Origin of the sequence: Pollutimonas harenae, from assembly GCF_004153685.1 — a bacterium.
In the GTDB taxonomy this organism is placed as follows: domain Bacteria; phylum Pseudomonadota; class Gammaproteobacteria; order Burkholderiales; family Burkholderiaceae_B; genus Pusillimonas_C; species Pusillimonas_C harenae.
Genome location: NZ_SDQD01000001.1, coordinates 330,603 through 347,590, shown reverse-complemented (window position 1 = coordinate 347,590; position 16,988 = coordinate 330,603). Strand labels below are relative to the sequence as shown.

Genomic DNA, 16,988 nt, shown 5'->3' with positions numbered 1-16,988 from the left:
AACACCGATCAGGTCAGATTGGGCAACATATTTTGGCAAGCCGGAGTTGCGATTCGTCCGGCAGGTGTCAACGCCGTTGTAGTGCATCAATCGAACTTGACCAGATCCTTAAAGATCAGTTTGCCCCAACTGTTTCCACGTGCTTGCACAAGCAGCCCACCTTCTGAAAGTCCACCAAGCTTGATGGGTGCGAAACCCAGGCTTTCCGCAAGCGCGCCAATCTCCGTTGCTGCATCGTCATCGTCGCTCGTCAGGAACACGACTCTACGGCCACCCTGTACGGCGGGATCCTGGCCAAGGGCGGCTGCACCCAGATGGTTGAAGCCTTTCACCAGTTGCGCACCAGTGAAGGCTTGCGCGACGGCCTTGGAAGAGGGCTGCCCTCCCAGCTCCTCAGGTGGCACGCCATAAGCATTGGTCACGTCAACAATGGTCTTTCCCGTCCAGGCCTGCAATGCCTTGGCGACATCCCGGTGCGACTCAAACCGGACGGCCAAAAAGATAATATCCGCCTTGACAGCCTCCGCCAGCGTTTTGGGGGTGACCTTGGGTCCGATTGCGGCAGCATCGGATGCAAAGCTTTCCGGGTCACGAGTTGTTGCAACGGATACTTCGATGTCGCTTCGGGCAAATGCCTTGGCAAGAGCCTGGCCAATCGCGCCAAAGCCGATAATTGCGTAGTTCATATGTTTTCCTTTGATTTAGATGCCCTGCGGGTTCCAGGTATCGAATGGAGTCCGTAGGGCACAGTGCGTCAGATTTGTGCCAGGCCGCCATCAACAGCGAGCTCGCTGGCGGTCATGAAGCTGCTGTCCTGCGATGCGAGAAAGGCGGCGGCCGCCCCGAGCTCGGACGGTTCGGCCATACGTTGTAGCGGATTCATCGAGGCGAAGGCCTTCACGCCTTCTTCGCCTAGTGCCGCTTTCGCGAGGTCGGTAGCAGTTGGGCCCGGCGATAACACGTTTACGCGTATGCCAGTGCCCTTCAGGTCTTCGGCCCAGGTCTTGGCGAGGTTGCGCACTGCTGCCTTGCTCGCGCCGTAGGCGCTGAACGCTGGTGCGCCCGTGGTGCCGGCACTTGAACCGGTCAGGATGATCGAACCGCCGTGTCCCATCAGCGGCAGTGCCTTTTGGACCGTGAAGATCGTGCCTTTCACATTGGTGTCGAAGGTCTCGTCAATGTGTTCGGCGGTGATCTGACCGAGGGGGAGCTGGCTTCCCGCCCCGGCATTGGCGAAGACGATATCGAGCGTCCCGCGCTCGGCTTTAACCGCCGCGTAGAGTTGGTCGAGGTCGGCTTGATTGGAGACCGAGCCTTTTACGGCGCGTGCATTGGGTCCGAGGTCAGCCACAGCCGCATCGAGTGCTTCCTGTCGGCGGCCGAAGATGAAGACGAAGGCGCCTTCCTCGATGAAGCGCTTTGCTGCAGCGTGGCCGATGCCGGTAGCGCCGCCGGTGATCACTGCGGTCTTTCCATTAAGTCTGTTCATGTCATGTATCCTTTATTGGTCAAGGTGCAAAATTTGTGGTCTTGATTACCTGCCTGCATGTTTTTGCCAGGTATCAAATGGTGTTGAATCAAGCCCAGCGGCCGGCCTCTTCGAAAGACAGCCGCGGGTTGCGCGGAAACGGTGTATCGGGTTTGCCGTATCCAAGAGTGCAGATGAAGTTCGATTGGATACGCGTGCCAGCAAAGAACTCACGATCGACCCCCGCGTTGTCGAACCCGGACATGGGCCCGCAGTCGAGCCCCAGGGCGCGTGCAGCGATAAGAAGGTAAGCGCCTTGCAGGCTGCTGTTGCGTCTTGCCGTTATATCGGCAAGTCCGGGCTCCTGAAACATCTGGCGCATCGCCTCTCCACGTGCGGGAAACAGTGTCGGCATCGTCTCTGAGAACGCCAGGTCGTATCCAACGATTACCGTGATAGGTGCCGCCAGGATTTTTGACTGATTGACGTCCATGGCGAGTGCCGACAGCTTGGCCTTGCCCTCGGTGCTTTTTACCCACACGAACCGCGCGGGGCTGCTGTTGGCGGCAGTGGGCCCCCACTTGAGCAGTTCGTAAAGCTTGTGGATTATCTGATCATCAACCTCTCTGGAATCCCACTCGTTATAAGTTCTCGCTTGTCGAAACAGTTGATCAAGGGTTGCGGCAGGTAGTGCGCGGGTCATGTCGGTGTCCATGTGATTACGATGACATCAATGATGAGGCTCTTCATTGAATCTGAAAAGACGATAAAATATGATCTAAACCATCTATATATGAGATAGATCGCAATGCTTGATGGCGTCTCACTGGATCAGCTCAGGGCCTTCATCGCCGCAGTCGATGAAGGCAGTTTCTCGGCTGCTGCGCGCAAACTCTACCGTGTGCAGTCGGCAGTAAGTGGCTGGGTCGGCGGCCTGGAGAATCAACTTGGTGTCGTGCTTTTCGATCGCACGACCCGATTCCCGAAACTTACCCCGGCGGGTGCGTTGCTACTTGCCGACGCCCGCAATGTTGTTTCTGGTGTTGATGCGATGAAAGCGCGCGCCAAGCTCATGGCTGGCGGACTCGAAGCCGAACTATCGGTAGTCGTCGATGTGTTCTTTCCAACAAGAAAAGTCGCTGCAACGGCGAAGGCGTTTGCAAAACAGTTTCCACTGACCCCATTGCGACTGTTCGTAGAGGGATTAGGGGCGGCGTACCAGCCCGTTTTGGATGAACGCTGTAACCTGGGCATTCTCGCGTCACTGCCTCTCGAATTTCCATCGCTGGTCAGCGAACCCTTGGGTGACGTTCCTTTGGTTGTCGTGGCAGCACCGAGCCATCCGCTTGCCAGGCTTGATGATCAAGTTTCGACACGCGATATGGCGAAACATGTGCAGCTTGTTCTTACAGATCGTTCAAACCTGTTGGCGAACAGAGATTATGGCGTCTTCTCTTCTTCGACTTGGCGACTGGCGGATCTCTCGACCAAGCACGCGCTGCTCAAGGATGGCGTAGGGTGGGGTAGCATGCCTCGTCACATGGTTGAGTCGGACATTGCCAAAGGGGAGCTGGTGTGTCTTGACGCACGAACCGACATGGTGTTGACCATGAGCGCCTTTTATCGGGCGTCGGCGCCCCCCGGGCCTGCGGGGAGATGGTTCGTCGACTACTTGAAAGGCTTGTGCGACTGATTTGCACCCATGTACCGAGAGTTTTTGCTTTTGCATATGGGCCGCTAACTCTTGGGCTGTCCAGTCGTCTGTTACAGCTTAAGTCTACGCATATAAGCCATTCAGCGTTTGGACTCGGACCAAGCCCTCTCATACCAATCCAAAGCGTTGGGCCAAACAGGTTCCCAGCCGGATGTGCGAAGCCGCGTGTTGGATAGCCGCTTGCCGCTAGGCGCCTGAGATTTCCTTGCCGCTGCGGGGACGCCTATATGCTTTGCCACGGCATCGTACAGTGTTGATGTTGGCAAGGGGCAGTTATCGGTTCCTATGTAAAGTGGTTGGGGATCACACAAGGCCAGCAGGTGGGCACAGGCGCGAGCGGCATCATCGATGTGAATACGATTGGCCCAATGCCCTGGGCCGTCAGGCACTGTGATGGTTCCTGCCCGCAGGCCCTCTAGCAACCGCATTCGTCCCGGGCCATACAAGCCTGACAGTCGCAGCGTGACTCCGGCGCCTTGCCGTACCGTCGCCTGCAAAGCCGCCTCGGCCTCCAGCAACGCTCGCGCCCGGAAATCCGTAGCTTGAACGGGTGAGTCCTCGTTTATCCAGTCTTCGGAAGGCGCCCAGACGGCCGATGAGCCCACCAAAATGCAGCGTTTCAGTCGATTGACACAATGGGGAGGCAGACTGCTGAGAAGCGTTGTAAGCCCATGCGAATAGATGCTTTCGTAATGCGTGGCTGTCCTGCCATCGGGCGATGGTGCGTAGAGAATGTGACTGACTTCAGAAAAGGTGGCATCACTCAGAAAAGAAAGACTAGCTGGATCCTGCAGATCTGCTCGGTACCAGGTAATTGAGTCGTCGTCTTCAGAATGTACAGGATTGCGGCGCAGCCCGATGCACTTCCAGTGAGTTGGCGCCAGAGCCTTTGCAGTACGCAGACACAGATTGCCGCCGACGAGTAAAAGGGTATTCATCTCAAACTTTCTTTGTCGAATGTGTTGCACAACTTGCAACGACTCTTCCTCATTAAAGAGGGACAGCGACATCCATTAAACTTGTTTTTGCGAAGAAACACGTCTAATGGAGCGAATGCCGATGTCCCCTGTCGATTTTATCTTAGGGTTAAAAGATTTAGTGGTTCAGCGCGGATTAAAGCCACACACCAGCGTACGCTCAAGCACACCCGCCAGGGTAGCCAACTGATGGTACTGCACCTAGCGGTGCCCAAGCCGGGCGCGCGATGAACTGGCTGAATTCGACCGACGCCTGCCTTATCGCTGAATACTGGCCTGGCTATTGCACCTTGATGATGGACCGACCCAACACGGTGCGCTGGCTTACGTCCAGGTAGCGTACCTCGTAGTCGCCAGCGTCTTCCGGCATGCTGAATTCTAGCGTCTTCCCCTTGGGTGTGATGGTGTTGACGGTGTTGATGAAAGCATCGCGATCAACCCGCTGCGGCTCAATCATGGTTTCAATGTCGCTGCAGCTGCCCGCGCTGCGGTGGCCGTAGGCGATCAAGCCCAGATTGGTGTTTTCTGGCCAGCTCTTGACCAGTTCGCTCATGACCTTGCGCGCCGTGACGATCTTGTTGACGCCATCGACCTGGCCCCACATGGAACCCGAGGCGTCGTAGACGATCAGTACGTCGTCGTTGGCCTGTGCGGACGATAGCGGCAATGCGTTGGCGGCAACGGCGAGGAGCAGGGCAGGCAGTCGATTCATGGAGTGTCTCCGGGCAGTGGCCTTGGGGCTATTGTGATTGCTTCATCATTTTCCGCATCATGTCGCCCATGTTCACGGGTTTGGATGGCAACTCAAACGAATCGGCGGTGGGCGGGTTCGCAGCAATGGATTGCACCACCATGTCGTCGCCCATACGCAGCAGGCCGCGCTTGCCTTCGGACAAGGCATTTTTGAATTCGGCCACCCTCTCAGCGCCCACCATGGTTTCCGACAAGGCAAGATACGCGTCGGTCATTTCAATGGCCAGAGGGTCATCGGTGAGCACTGCTTGCATCGTTTGGCTCTTGCCTTGCTGGTCGGTAGTTGTTAGCTCATACACTTCGCCGTCTATGCCCGCCACAGTTTCTTTTTTGCCGATCGCATTGATGGCTGTGATGCGCATCGCCAGCGGCGAGGTCTTGCCGCCTTCGTCGCTGTTGACCGCTTCGGAAAAGCCCTGCATCATGCCGCCGATTTCCATCACAGGAGGCATGCCCCCTGCCGCTTCGGTGCTCACCATATACGCTTTGCCATCACGCGAGATCATGTAACTGCCGTCGGTCGAGGGCATGTCAAAGCGGATGGTGTTGCTATTCAGCCAGGACATGGTGTTGCTGTCGCCGCCGATCGTGATCGTCGCCGTGCCGGCGGCCCAAGCGTAAAGCGGACTGAGCGTGACCGTCAGCAGTACGGCGCGCATGGCCAGGGATAGATGGTTCATAAGTGGCTCCGTGGGGCAATTGAATATAAAACGGCAGTTTCCGTTTACTTCAGGCGTTTGAAGAGAGTCTCGGCCAACTGCAGCGTTTGCTGTTTGCGAGCAGGCATGGTGTCTTTTCTCCATGTTCTGTCGGCTTTAAGTATGCTCTTCACATCATAATTGCCGGGCATTGGCATGTCAGGGCCGGAATAAGCCTCGATCGTAATGATCGCGGCCCCCTGGCGTGCGACCAACTTGCCTTCACTCAGATCAAATCGCGCCTCATCGCCCATAGCGTCGACGTCTTCATATTCGATAGGCGTTTGACTGGCGGCGCCAATGATAGAGTTTTCAGCGCGTTTGGCGCTGTCGGATTTTTGTGATTTATTGGTCTTGTCGGCGGCATCCAATTTGTCGCGCAGTATTTGCGCGGCCTTGGCCATTTCTTCACGGCTCACAGACCGCGTCCGAGATTTGAATCGTTTGGCCGCCTTTTCTTGACTGTCCATAATCTCTATCTGAACCTCCGTGAAAAGGCTGTTGTCGGCACCAGACCATTTGGTCGTACAGACTAGCCGCCGTTTCATCTTCAATTCGCGTTGCTTGATCTCGGCCTCGGGCACACCGAACAGTTCAGCCACGGTGGCGCCGGGCACCGCTAGGCAAGGGTCGTCAGCCAGGGTTTCCAGATCGACGGCCGCCGCGGGCAGTGCCAGCATGGCCAGTACATATCCGGCCAATGTAGTGCGGATTGTGGTTGTTTGCATGGTCGATTTCCCTTTTTGCCGCGTTCTGAGCAAGACGTTTTTGCGGTTCTCGCAAGCATGAGCCAAAGCGTGCGCCTTGTCCCCCTTCAAATGAATAGGTTTGGTGAAAGAATTCGCCAAAGCGGACCGTTCTGAGATCAGACTTAGCGCCCCATTATTGGCTTATGTCAGCATCACTTCACTCTTTATTGCCGCCCGGCGCGATGCACCACTTTCCGGCGCCATTCAGGTTCGGATCCGGATGATAGGCGCAGCGACGTCCAAAGCTCCGACACGGCATCATCCATCAGCCCTTGCTGGTGCAGCAGGCCTGTGATGCCGCTGTCCTGGCCCGAGACATTCTTCGAGATCCGGAAAACCATCTCGGGTTGTCCGATTGAGGCGCTCTCGCTGGGCTCGGCCTGTCCGCTGCCGCCCGTGGCGTTCAGGAACAGCATTTGTGCCACGCGGGCCGGGCCCGGCAGGTCTGCATCATTGTGCTCGCGGAACATCGCAGCACTCAGCGTCGGTGGCGTGAAAGCGCGCCAGGCATCTGCTGGGTCAGTGGGGCTGGAGGCGGACAGGCAGGGTTCTCCCAGGCAATCCTGCTTTGCTGCATCGGTTTGATTGAGTCCAGCACGGCTGGCCCGCTCGACATGGGCCCGATTGCCTTGGACGGGGCCGAACACAAAACGCCAGGCCAGGTTTGGCCCCATACCAAAAATGCTTTCCGGCGGCCAGAATTCCCGCTCCACATGCCGGATGACATCCTGATAGCGCTGGGGGCCGAGATTGAAGCGCAGCACCTCGATATACTCGCGCGGTGCAACGCCCGCTTGCGACACAGGGGCCAGATGGTAGCGGATCAGATAGCGTGCATGCGGCAAGGGGCCTTCGGCGCAATCGATCAGCAAGACCGCCTTGGCCAGTGCATCCAGATCTGCGTCTGGTCTGAAGGCTGTTTGGTTTGATTGCGGAAAGCGTTGCGGGGTGTAGAACGCGTCATCGCCGCAGGACTGGGTAATGTCCACTTCGGTAAAACCGGGGGCTCCGATGAAGGCAGCCGACTGCTGTTCGAGGGCCTGCTGGGCCTCGGGTGGCAGGACGGTGGCGAGTCCTTGGCCTGGAACTCCGGCCAGTGCCGCTGACGTGAGCAGCAGAGTTGCAATCAGGTTCATCATGTTTGCGATCGAACCGTTTGTGCGCCCATGTCGGGAGTCTTGTCGGTATCACGCATCGCATCGCGGGCCCGCTCTTTAAGCTTGCGGAACTTGCCGGACATTTGCTCCAGCCTGGCTTCCCATTCCTGATCGGGTTGCTGGCCTTCGATCGTCTTGAAATAGACATCCATCAGGCAGGTAACGGCAAAGGGTTCCAACAGCGCGGCCTTGATGCTCCAGGCAAATAGCAGCGCAAAGACAAAAGCGCCGGCAGACCAGGCACCCGGCATCCAATACACCACCAAGGTGGCTGGCGCCAGCATGATCAGAAACACCAGAAAGCTGAACAGGTAGACCAACACGGCCAGCCATGCCGCGTTTTTCAGCATGACCTTGTAGTTTTGACCGTAGAGGATCAGGGAGTCCGTGGCTGTGCCCCACGGGTTGGTCGACTCTGTGTGTATCGTGCGGGCCAGGATGACTTCATCGACGAAGCCCACGGCCACCCGCAAAAAGGCATGCAGGATGCTGGATAGCTGTTGCGCGCCGGGCAGCGACACAATGGACAAAGCGCCGCGCACCAGGCTGGTAAGTGCTTTGATTGCGCCTTTGATGAGTTGGTCCATGGCAAACAGGATGCTGGTTTGGGCAAACCGGGCCTTGACCATATCGGATCCGTAGCGTATTTGCGATGTGCCTTGCGGTAGTGTTTTGCCGTCCAGCAGAGTCACCAGAATGGCGATATGGCCCGCTTTGACAAGATACAGCAGGTACTCGCGCGCCCAATACATGAAAACACCAAAAACGCCAAAGCCGATAATTCCACCCCATACGGCGGCGCTTGATTGCGTGCCTGGCCCGCTTAATGCAGCCAGGCCGTAACCCATGCCCGCACCCATGCCAGTCACCAGCATATAGCCTACCGCCACACCGACATAAACCAGCAGGCGCAAGCCTAGAAACGGCAAAGTCTGCATCATGAGTCTTAACGTTTTCCCGATACTGAAATCCCACATGTCGCTTTCCCCCTGACTGCGCAAATTCAAGCCAGTCTATTGAGTTTTAGTGCTCAACACACCCTTCGTTTGAATGGGGCCAATCATCAGAAACGCGAGTAAGAACATGGCCTGCCTGAATAATTGTCCTTTCCCCTCCAAATGGATGGGGCCGTGTGAGTTTGTTTGCGGTAGCTTAAATAAGAAACCATGTGTGACCACGCACGCCTGTCTGCAATGTGAAAATTATTCTCTGGGGAAATGTTGAATGAACAAAATCTACTGCAACGTGTGGAGCAAGGTCCGCAACGCCATGGTGGTTGCTTCAGAACTGGCCCGTGGTGCGGGCAAGGGAAAAAATGCCCGCGCCCAGATATTGCTGCGGCCTGTACTCTTGAGCGCCGCAATGCTGGTTGTGATGCTGGGCATTGGCGTGGCGCAAGGTGCAACCGTGGATGTCGATGGCACTGCTGCAACATTGAATGCCACAGACACTTATACCAAGATCACGGCGATCAATGGCGGCACAGTAGACGCCGACGGCAATGCCGTGACGATTTCGGGTAATGATGTAGACAGCGAAGGCAGTGCGGTGGTAGTTCTGAAAAGCGGCGCGCAATTTGTGCTGGACGGCGGTGGGACGCTAGACAATACTAATATGCTCGCCGACTCTTCAGGTATTGACGCACGAGGGACCGATACCCGTGCCACGCTAAACGGTGTGGCCATTTCGACGAAGGGCGAGAGCAGCGTGGCGCTGAGAGTATGGCAGGGTGCGGAAATGAGTGTAACGGACGGCACTGTCTTGACCGAGGGCGACGGCGGGGAGGGTTATGTAGTATTTGGCGGCGGCACAGTGGAAATAACCCGCGGCACGATTACCACCCAGGGTAAGTCAGCTCGCGGTGTTCTGGCTAATGAGGATAGCACCGTGACGCTAGAGGATGGCGTGGTTATTGAGATTCAGGGCGAGAGCAGCACCGGACTCTTCGCCTCAGGGCAGAGCGCCATCGATATGTCAGGCGGCAGCATCACTACGTTTGAAAGGGCGGGCATGGGTGTGGAGGCCGATCAGAATGCTACGATCAAGCTGACTGATGGTGTCAAGGTAACAACTGATGGCGACCAAGCCAATGGCATCCATGCTCATAACAACTCCCACGTTACGTTAAACGATGCAGTCATATCGTCTGCAGGTACTTTTGCATCTGGACTCTTCGCCTACGATGCCGCTGCACTGACTATGTCTGGTGGGAGCATTACCACGCAAGAGCGGGCGTCTGGCGGAGTTAAAGCCCAGGGTATTGCCCAAGTGCAACTGAGCAGTAACGTGGCCATCTCAACCATGGGTGAGATGGCGCACGGTATTACCACAGCCGATGATGCCACTGTATCCATGTCCGGCGGCAGCATTACGACAGCGGGGGGGCAGGCCCATGGTGTGCATGCAATAGACGATGCCGATGTCGCCCTGACTGACGGTGTTGCGATTCATACCGTCGGTGATAGCGCGAGTGGCATCTTTTTTACCAACGGGTCGAAGGATGTCAGCATGGCGGGCGGCTCCATTACGACTGGAGGCAAAGATGCCCACGGTATTTCTGCCGTTGGCAACGCAGGAAAGATCATGTTGACCAACAATGTGGCGATTACCACTATGGGAGAGAACTCTAGCGGCCTATATTCCGCGTCCGGATCACGCTCTAGTATGAGCGGAGGCAGCATTACCACCAGCGGCGGAGCTGCCGTTGGCATTTTGGCCATGCGGTCTCAGATTGCCTTGATCGACGGCGTAGTGATCAAGACCGATGGTGAAAGCGCGCACGGCATTGATGCGCGCCCTGATACGCAGTTCAGCATGATCGGCGGATCGATTGCCACCACCGGAGACACTGCCGTTGGCATCAGCACAACGGGCCCTGGTCTTGGGGGTGGCATCAGCCCGAACGTCACACTGGATGATGTGGCCATTACCACGTCAGGTAAATCATCCTACGGCGTCAGCCTAGTCGGCGACTCACAACTGGACATGACCGGTGGCAGCGTGATTGTTGCTGGAACTGAGGCTCATGGTGTCCAAGCAACAGGCAGAGCTACGGCGGTATTGAAGGACGTGACAATTACTGCCAGTAACACTAGAGCTTCCGGTGTCAGAGTATTGAGCGAAGCCAAAGTGGATATGGTGGGCGGTCAGATCAATGTGCAGGGCATGTCTAGCTACGGGGTAGATGCCCAATCCGACGCCAACGTGAAATTGACCGATGCTGTGGCGATCATGACGTCAGGCCAGTATGGCAATGGCATTGGTGCGTTAGATAATGCGAGTGTAACAATGGCCGGCGGCACTGTATCCACGGCTGGCGGCGGTGCTTTCGGCATTTGGGCGGAAGGCCAAAGTACTCTAGTGGTAAGTGACGTCTCTTTGCTCACCACTGGCGATGATGCTACAGGTGTTCGCGCGTCTGAGGATGGCCGTGTCACGATGACGGGTGTCTCTTTGTCCACCACGGGTGACGGCGCTGCAGGTGTTCACGCAATGGGCAATGCCAGCGTGACTATGTCCGGCGGCAGCGTGGCCATCCAGGGTGCATTCGGCTACGACGGTGTCAACGCTGTTGATGCCGCCAGCGTGGTATTGAGCGACGGCGTGACTATCTCTACGGCGAACGACTTTGCTGTGGGTATTTCGTCTATGAACGACAGTACCGTGACCATGACGGGCGGCAGCATCTCTACCGCCGGTATTCTGGCCGCCGGTACCATGTCTGACAGCAACAGTACGGTGACCCTGAACGGCGTTGCTATCACGACGGTAGGCGACAGCGCGTATGGTGCATTGGTCAATGACTCTGCACAGTTGACGTTGAACGATACCTCCGTCACGACCAGTGGCGCCGACGCAACAGGTGTCATCGCGGTACAGCTCGCGCAGTTGGCATTGAACAACGTCTCTATCACGACCACTGGCGCGAACGCTATGGGTCTGTCGGTAGAGAACGACGCAAGTGCTCATCTGAATCAAGTCACAATGGATACCGTCGGTGCATCCATTGGCCGTAATCTGTATTCCAGCGGCCTAACTCCGCAACGCATCATCATCGCCAACTCTACTCTGACGCAAAACAATGGTGTGCTCCTGGAAGTGACTGGCAGCAATTTGACCGATCCCACCATTTTGCAACTGACTGACGGCACCGTGGCCATGGGCGACATTACCGATGTGTCGACCACGAACCGTAACACCTTGGCGCTGGCCAGCGGCGCGCAATGGACGGGTGTCGCGCGTGTGGACGGCAATCTGACGCTCACCGATACCGGCACGGCCACCCACGGCGGTACTGCGGCGGCGCCGATTCAGGTTTCAGGGGACGTGACGGTCAACAATGGCGCGGCCCTGGGCGGCAACCTGAATGTGGGCGGCATGCTCAGCGGCAGCAGTGGCGCGTTGCGCCCGGGCAACTCCATCGGCACGCAGACCTTTGCCAGCGCCGGCAGCTTTACCGGCGACTACCACGCCGAGGTCAACGCCGCCGGCCAGTCCGACCTGATCACCGTCACTAGCGGCAATTTTGATTTGACTGGCATTAATCTATATGTGGACGAAGCCGACGGTAATGGCGGCTACAAACTGGATCACGACTACACCATTGTCGCCACGGGCGATGCCAGCGGAATTTCCGGCGTGGCCAACAATGAATTCGCCAATGGCGGCGAGCTGGAGGGCAATCTGGCCGCATCCCTGGTGAAGCTTGACCCCGTCATCTACGGTGATGATGTCGTTAAAATCCGTCTGTCGGTGGACGAGGCCAAGCAGTTGACCCTGACGCACAACCAGAATGCGGTCGTGGAGGCGGCGCAAGCTAACCCGGCGGTCCAAAAGGCAGTTCAAATGGCCAACTACGCCGATGCCTTGGATCATCTATCGGGAGAAATTCACGCCAGTACGCAGACTGCCTTGCTGGACACCGGCAATCTGATGCAGCGCACGCTGGTTAACCGCATGCGCGGCAATAGCGGCTCACCGTCTTGCGCGAATGCAGCGGGATTGGATCAGGACAGGGTGGACAACGCCGCAGCTTGCGGGCTGGATTATCCGCTCTGGGCTCAGGTCGTGGGTAGCTGGAACCATCATGATGGCGACGACAACACGGCGTCCACCCGCTACCGGCTGGGCGGCCTGTACCTGGGTGGCGACAAGACCTTTGACAACGGCTGGCGCATTGGTGGAGCTGTGGGCTTTACCGATGGCAAGATCGACGCTGACGACCGCGACTCCAAGGCCGATGTAAAGAGCTACACCGCTGCGCTGTATGGGGGCAAAGGCTGGACGCTGTCCAAAGGGCAGCTCAATATGTTGGTGGGCGCGGGCTACACCTACCACGACATTGATACGGACCGCCACACTGATGTGCTGGGCAGCCAGAGCCTGAGCGCGGGCTATCACGCCAATAGCACCCAGCTCTTTGCCGAATTGGGCTATGCCTTGCCGGTATCCGATGCCGCTTACGTGGAGCCTTATTTGAATCTGGGCTGGACGGATCTGCGTACCGAGGGTTTCTCGGAGTCGGGCGGCTCGACCGCGCTGCAGGCCGATAGCGATCACAACCAGATATTCACCCAAACTCTGGGGCTGCGTGGCGGGACCGCCATTACAGCTGGCAAGACGGATATCAGCTTGTTGGCGGGATTGGGGTGGCGTCACGCGAGCGGCGATCTGGATGCGACGCGCACTATGGCGTTCAGCCAAGGAGGGGGTGAACGCTTTGAAATCAAGGGTGCTCCGATCGCGAAGAACGCGGCCGTGCTGGATTTGGGCGCAGAGGCCAGGCTGGGAGAAAACACCGCGCTTGGGCTGTCGTACTCTGGCCAGTTCAGCAGTCGCGGCAACGACAACACAGCATCTTTATACCTGCGCATGAAGTTCTAACTTGAGGCCCTGCAAGCATCCTTGGGTGGCGTAATAGTGCTTGCATGCGGTATGGTGTCCCATAAGGCGCCCAGCCTCCGGGCTGGTACGCGAATAATAAATAATGGGAGGCAATCATGTTTTTAGGGATGATTGGGAAAATAGCCCTGCGGGCCAGCAGGGCAGGGGCGGCCATTTTTTGGCTGGGCATGTTCGCCCCTGCTTTCGCGGAAAGTGTCGACGCGCTGCCCGCCGCCGAAGGCAAGGTCATTCTTGAGGTCTATGGCGCCATCAACAACACCAATGCCAATGATGTGGCTCAGTTTGATAGGGTAATGCTAGAGGCGCTGCCGCGTACACGCATAGAAACTCATACATCCGTCACCGACGGTGCGCATGTTTTCGAGGGGTTTCTGGTGCGCGATCTTCTCAAACAGGTCGGAGCCTCTGGCTCCGTCGTCGTGGTCACAGCCTTGAACTACTACACGATCGACTACCCCATCGAAGAGTTCGATGAGTATGACATCATTCTGGCTTATGCCATGGACGGTGAACGTCTGCGTGCCAGGAACAAGGGGCCGTTGTGGGTTGTGTATCCACGCGATGATCATCCCGAGTTGCAGGACATCCGTTACGATTACCGTTGGGTCTGGCAAGTAGTCAGCCTTGAGATTCTATGAAGCGGCCGCTGCAACCGATGCTTGGCGTCGGGTTGCCGCTGCTTGCGATTGTCGCATTCTTTGTGTTGCTGACTTATTCCTTGTCGCATCTGTTTGCTATCCAGGCGCGTATGCGCCTGGAAGCACCTCACAATATGTTGTGGGTCATATCGCGAGCGCAGGTCGCCAGCCTCCGCCTGGTGAATGCCGTAGGCGAGCGTGCGACAGGGCACGCCGGCGCTGATGCATTGCAACGCCATTACCAAATCTTCCTGAGCCGCCTGCATTTGCTCGGACAAGGCCCGCAGCGACGCCAGATGGAAGCGTATGGTTTCGTCGATAGCCTGGACAGATTGGCCCAAAGGCTGCCGGAACTGAAAGCTCGTATTAGTGGGTTACAAGCGCAAAGTGATAGCGCTAATGTGCAGGAAATCGAGCAGCTATTGGCGCCTTATGTTGTCACGCTGGGTCAGGCGGCGACCAAGGCCATGGTCGCAGGGTGGGATGATTTAGGCGGCCGGTTGGATGACGCCCGCAACGGCCTATGGTGGGTCATTGGCTCACTCGCCGGTATTTTATTGGCGGGCATTGCGCTCATCATCCATGCCTTGCTGACGATACGCTACGCCCACGAACGCACGCGCTTGCTGAATCAGGAGAAAGCATTTTCCCAATTGCTGATTGGTTCGAGTGGGGAAAACATTATCGCGGTGGATATGGAGCGCCGATGCACGGTATGGAACGCAGCGGCGGAGCATCTGTTTGCCTGTTCGGCCGATACGGCTCAGGGTAGGTTGTTGGGCGATGTGTCCAGCTTCTTTGAGGTGGAACGTGTTCGACGTACCGTTGATAAGGCCCTGGCCGGCCATACGGCAGAGCTGCTCGATCAACCCTTTTTTTGTGACTCGCAGAGCGAAGCCCATTATGTGGACCTGCGCTGCTTTGCTTTGTATGAAAGAGAGCGCATTATCGGCGCGATCCTGCTGATCTTCGACGTAACTGAACGGCACGCCGCGCAACGAGAAATCGCTATGCACCGTGATCACCTGGAAGAGCTGGTTCACGCCCGAACACAAGAGCTCGACGCCGCCCTTGAACGCGAGCGCGCCACGGCTGAACTCTATCGCAACTTCGGCACCATGGTATCGCATCAGTTCCGTACCCCTTTGGCGATTGTGGACTCCTCTTTACAGCGATTGGTACGGCGTGGCGAGAAATTGTCATTGGCCGAGGTGCGCGAGCGCAGTGGCAGGGCGCGTGAGGCCATCAAACGCATGGCCAAGCTGATTGAATGTACGCTGGATGCGGGCCGGCTCGATGCCGGGCAGGTTGAGGTCCATAATCAGCTTTGCGATTTGGCTTTGCTGGCCACAGGCATCTGTGGCCAGCAGCGCATCGCCACGCCGGACCGGCTCATTGAAATTACGCTGCCTGAAGAGGGCTCACCATTTGTCAATTGCGATCCGACACATGTGGAGCATATTCTTAATAACCTGCTGGCCAACGCCATCAAGTATTCGGATGCGAAAAGTCCTGTGCATATGGATGTCCGCTGCACTGACGATAAAGTCGAATGTGCGGTGACCAATCAAGGGACGCTTGCGTGCATTGAAGATAGCGAGCCAGACGTGCTATTTACCCGATACTTTCGGGGCGACAACGCCAAGGGCCACACCGGTATTGGAATTGGTTTATATATGGCTAGGGCGCTGGCGCGCTTGCAAGACGGCGATGTACGGTTGGTGCAAGACAGGGAAGGAGTCATTACCTTTATTTTATGTTTGCCGCGTGCGGTTGTACCGTACGTGGCACTGAATGATAGGGCGGAGAAATCGGCATGAAACTCGTGTGTTCCGGCAAACGCAAGCCTATTATCCTGTGCGTGGAGGATGAGCCGGATCTTTTGTGTGACACCGCCGAGGAGCTTAGTGAGGCGGGCTTTACGCCGCTTCTGGCCGGCAATGGCGACGAAGCCCTGGATCAGCTGCGCACGATTCGCCCCGATCTGATCCTGTGCGATATATCCATGCCGGGCATGGATGGTTTCGGCTTGCTGCGTGCGGTGCAAGAGATGATGCCGGATTACGCGGGTATTCCTTTCGTGTTTTTGACTGCGCTGTCCGACCCGCGCGAAGTCGTCGAAGGCAAGCGCCTAGGGGCTGACGATTATCTGGTCAAGCCCATCGACTACGACCTACTTCTGGCAACGATACAGGCTCGTCTGCGGCAAGTCACGCGGATCCACACCGCGCAGCGAGCGAGCATGATGCACATCGACCCCAACATGCTTGTCGCGCGTTTTGGCCTGACCCAGACTGAAGCACGTGTTGCCGTCGCTTTGACCGAAAATAAACAACCGGCTCAGATCGCCGCTGACTTTAGCGTCTCGCGCACAACAGTCACTTTCCATCTGAAGAATATCTTCGGCAAGACGAGCACTACCCGCCAGGCTGAACTGGTGGCGCTTCTGCTCAGATCAGCGGTGGCTGACGCGCCGTAAAGCGCGCTCCACCATAAACCGCATTGCCCGCATAGGTAAAGGATAGCGTCGTTGCGGCGCCATCACTGGAAGCTCTCGTCGGTGCTGCCCAAGTTCCTGGCGCTGATACGCCAGTTTGCACAAAGTCCGGCCAAGGCCTTGGTCGCTACGCTAACATCGTGGCTAGAGTATATCTTTACGCTATCCCCCGACAGCAGTAAGCCCTCAATCTGCAGCAGTTAATACGGAGTTTTATCATTCTTGACGATATCCCAACTCGATTAAATTGCTGCAGATAAGAAGCACATGCTATTTCTATGCCGATGCAATAGCGACAGAATTAGCGGTTGGACTGATTAAGCCTGCGGTGTAGGTATGTTGTCGGGCTCGTTTGGGGGGGAGGAACGGCCAGGCTCGTCTTGTCCGGGTGGGAAAGGTTGGCCCGGAACAGGCGATTGATGTCCTGGTGCAT

The 16,988-nt window shown here is 56.9% G+C and carries 14 protein-coding genes; 5 read left to right on the top strand and 9 right to left on the bottom strand.

Annotation, left to right across the window (positions count from 1 at the left end; genetic code table 11):
- Positions 1 to 86: 86 nt before the first annotated feature.
- From ERD84_RS01610 to ERD84_RS01600, 3 genes are all read right to left on the bottom strand, one after another.
- Complete coding sequence (locus ERD84_RS01610; RefSeq protein ID WP_130037611.1) at positions 87 to 686, bottom strand: NADPH-dependent F420 reductase; 600 nt, start codon at positions 684 to 686, stop codon at positions 87 to 89.
- Positions 687 to 754: 68 nt separating this feature from the next.
- Complete coding sequence (locus ERD84_RS01605) at positions 755 to 1,489, bottom strand: SDR family NAD(P)-dependent oxidoreductase (protein ID WP_130037609.1); 735 nt, start codon at positions 1,487 to 1,489, stop codon at positions 755 to 757.
- 88 nt (positions 1,490 to 1,577) lie between these two features.
- Positions 1,578 to 2,171, bottom strand: coding sequence for a malonic semialdehyde reductase (locus ERD84_RS01600; RefSeq protein WP_130037607.1), 594 nt, complete (start codon positions 2,169 to 2,171; stop codon positions 1,578 to 1,580).
- A 105-nt stretch (positions 2,172 to 2,276) separates the two neighbouring features.
- On the opposite strand from ERD84_RS01600, the gene ERD84_RS01595 reads away from it, so the two are divergent.
- The gene (locus ERD84_RS01595; protein ID WP_130037605.1) at positions 2,277 to 3,161 is read left to right on the top strand and encodes a LysR family transcriptional regulator; all 885 of its coding nucleotides are present in this window, start codon (positions 2,277 to 2,279) and stop codon (positions 3,159 to 3,161) included.
- A gap of 101 nt (positions 3,162 to 3,262) precedes the next feature.
- Here the strand turns inward: ERD84_RS01595 and ERD84_RS01590 are convergent, their stop codons facing one another.
- The 6 genes from ERD84_RS01590 to ERD84_RS01560 all read right to left on the bottom strand — a co-directional run bounded on the left by ERD84_RS01590 (position 3,263) and on the right by ERD84_RS01560 (position 8,457).
- Positions 3,263 to 4,120 (bottom strand): NAD-dependent epimerase/dehydratase family protein, encoded by an 858-nt coding sequence (locus ERD84_RS01590; protein WP_130037603.1) that lies wholly within the window; start codon positions 4,118 to 4,120, stop codon positions 3,263 to 3,265.
- A 319-nt stretch (positions 4,121 to 4,439) separates the two neighbouring features.
- Positions 4,440 to 4,871 carry a vWA domain-containing protein gene (locus ERD84_RS01580; protein ID WP_130037599.1) on the bottom strand — a complete coding sequence of 144 codons (432 nt, stop codon included), beginning with the start codon at positions 4,869 to 4,871 and terminating at the stop codon, positions 4,440 to 4,442.
- Positions 4,872 to 4,899: 28 nt separating this feature from the next.
- On the bottom strand, positions 4,900 to 5,592 hold the full coding sequence (locus ERD84_RS01575; protein ID WP_130037597.1) for a hypothetical protein: 693 nt from the start codon (positions 5,590 to 5,592) through the stop codon (positions 4,900 to 4,902).
- 44 nt (positions 5,593 to 5,636) lie between these two features.
- Positions 5,637 to 6,290 carry a hypothetical protein gene (locus ERD84_RS01570; RefSeq protein ID WP_130037595.1) on the bottom strand — a complete coding sequence of 218 codons (654 nt, stop codon included), beginning with the start codon at positions 6,288 to 6,290 and terminating at the stop codon, positions 5,637 to 5,639.
- 233 nt (positions 6,291 to 6,523) lie between these two features.
- Entirely contained in the window at positions 6,524 to 7,498 is a 975-nt protein-coding gene (locus ERD84_RS01565; RefSeq protein WP_130037593.1) for a hypothetical protein, read from the bottom strand.
- Entirely contained in the window at positions 7,495 to 8,457 is a 963-nt protein-coding gene (locus tag ERD84_RS01560) for a hypothetical protein (protein ID WP_245150593.1), read from the bottom strand. The genes ERD84_RS01565 and ERD84_RS01560 overlap by 4 nt, the downstream gene beginning before the upstream one ends.
- A 283-nt stretch (positions 8,458 to 8,740) precedes the next feature.
- Between ERD84_RS01560 and ERD84_RS01555 the strand changes: the two genes are divergently transcribed.
- The 4 genes from ERD84_RS01555 to ERD84_RS01540 all read left to right on the top strand — a co-directional run bounded on the left by ERD84_RS01555 (position 8,741) and on the right by ERD84_RS01540 (position 16,537).
- On the top strand, positions 8,741 to 13,399 hold the full coding sequence (locus tag ERD84_RS01555) for an autotransporter domain-containing protein (RefSeq protein ID WP_130037589.1): 4,659 nt from the start codon (positions 8,741 to 8,743) through the stop codon (positions 13,397 to 13,399).
- A 116-nt stretch (positions 13,400 to 13,515) separates the two neighbouring features.
- Positions 13,516 to 14,058 (top strand): putative pterin-binding protein, encoded by a 543-nt coding sequence (locus ERD84_RS01550; protein WP_245150592.1) that lies wholly within the window; start codon positions 13,516 to 13,518, stop codon positions 14,056 to 14,058.
- The gene (locus ERD84_RS01545) at positions 14,055 to 15,878 is read left to right on the top strand and encodes a sensor histidine kinase (RefSeq protein WP_130037587.1); all 1,824 of its coding nucleotides are present in this window, start codon (positions 14,055 to 14,057) and stop codon (positions 15,876 to 15,878) included. The genes ERD84_RS01550 and ERD84_RS01545 overlap by 4 nt, the downstream gene beginning before the upstream one ends.
- Complete coding sequence (locus ERD84_RS01540; protein ID WP_130037585.1) at positions 15,875 to 16,537, top strand: response regulator; 663 nt, start codon at positions 15,875 to 15,877, stop codon at positions 16,535 to 16,537. The genes ERD84_RS01545 and ERD84_RS01540 overlap by 4 nt, the downstream gene beginning before the upstream one ends.
- The last annotated feature ends 451 nt before the right edge of the window (positions 16,538 to 16,988 follow it).

Bases quoted from the DNA above. Each gene is read 5' to 3' on its own strand.
- ERD84_RS01610 (WP_130037611.1), bottom strand. From the start codon at position 686: ATGAACTACGCAATTATCGGCTTTGGCGCGATTGGCCAGGCTCTTGCC.
- ERD84_RS01605 (WP_130037609.1), bottom strand. From the start codon at position 1,489: ATGAACAGACTTAATGGAAAGACCGCAGTGATCACCGGCGGCGCTACC.
- ERD84_RS01600 (WP_130037607.1), bottom strand. From the start codon at position 2,171: ATGACCCGCGCACTACCTGCCGCAACCCTTGATCAACTGTTTCGACAA.
- ERD84_RS01595 (WP_130037605.1), top strand. From the start codon at position 2,277: ATGCTTGATGGCGTCTCACTGGATCAGCTCAGGGCCTTCATCGCCGCA.
- ERD84_RS01590 (WP_130037603.1), bottom strand. From the start codon at position 4,120: ATGAATACCCTTTTACTCGTCGGCGGCAATCTGTGTCTGCGTACTGCA.
- ERD84_RS01580 (WP_130037599.1), bottom strand. From the start codon at position 4,871: ATGAATCGACTGCCTGCCCTGCTCCTCGCCGTTGCCGCCAACGCATTG.
- ERD84_RS01575 (WP_130037597.1), bottom strand. From the start codon at position 5,592: ATGAACCATCTATCCCTGGCCATGCGCGCCGTACTGCTGACGGTCACG.
- ERD84_RS01570 (WP_130037595.1), bottom strand. From the start codon at position 6,290: ATGCTGGCACTGCCCGCGGCGGCCGTCGATCTGGAAACCCTGGCTGAC.
- ERD84_RS01565 (WP_130037593.1), bottom strand. From the start codon at position 7,498: ATGATGAACCTGATTGCAACTCTGCTGCTCACGTCAGCGGCACTGGCC.
- ERD84_RS01560 (WP_245150593.1), bottom strand. From the start codon at position 8,457: ATGATGCAGACTTTGCCGTTTCTAGGCTTGCGCCTGCTGGTTTATGTC.
- ERD84_RS01555 (WP_130037589.1), top strand. From the start codon at position 8,741: ATGAACAAAATCTACTGCAACGTGTGGAGCAAGGTCCGCAACGCCATG.
- ERD84_RS01550 (WP_245150592.1), top strand. From the start codon at position 13,516: ATGTTTTTAGGGATGATTGGGAAAATAGCCCTGCGGGCCAGCAGGGCA.
- ERD84_RS01545 (WP_130037587.1), top strand. From the start codon at position 14,055: ATGAAGCGGCCGCTGCAACCGATGCTTGGCGTCGGGTTGCCGCTGCTT.
- ERD84_RS01540 (WP_130037585.1), top strand. From the start codon at position 15,875: ATGAAACTCGTGTGTTCCGGCAAACGCAAGCCTATTATCCTGTGCGTG.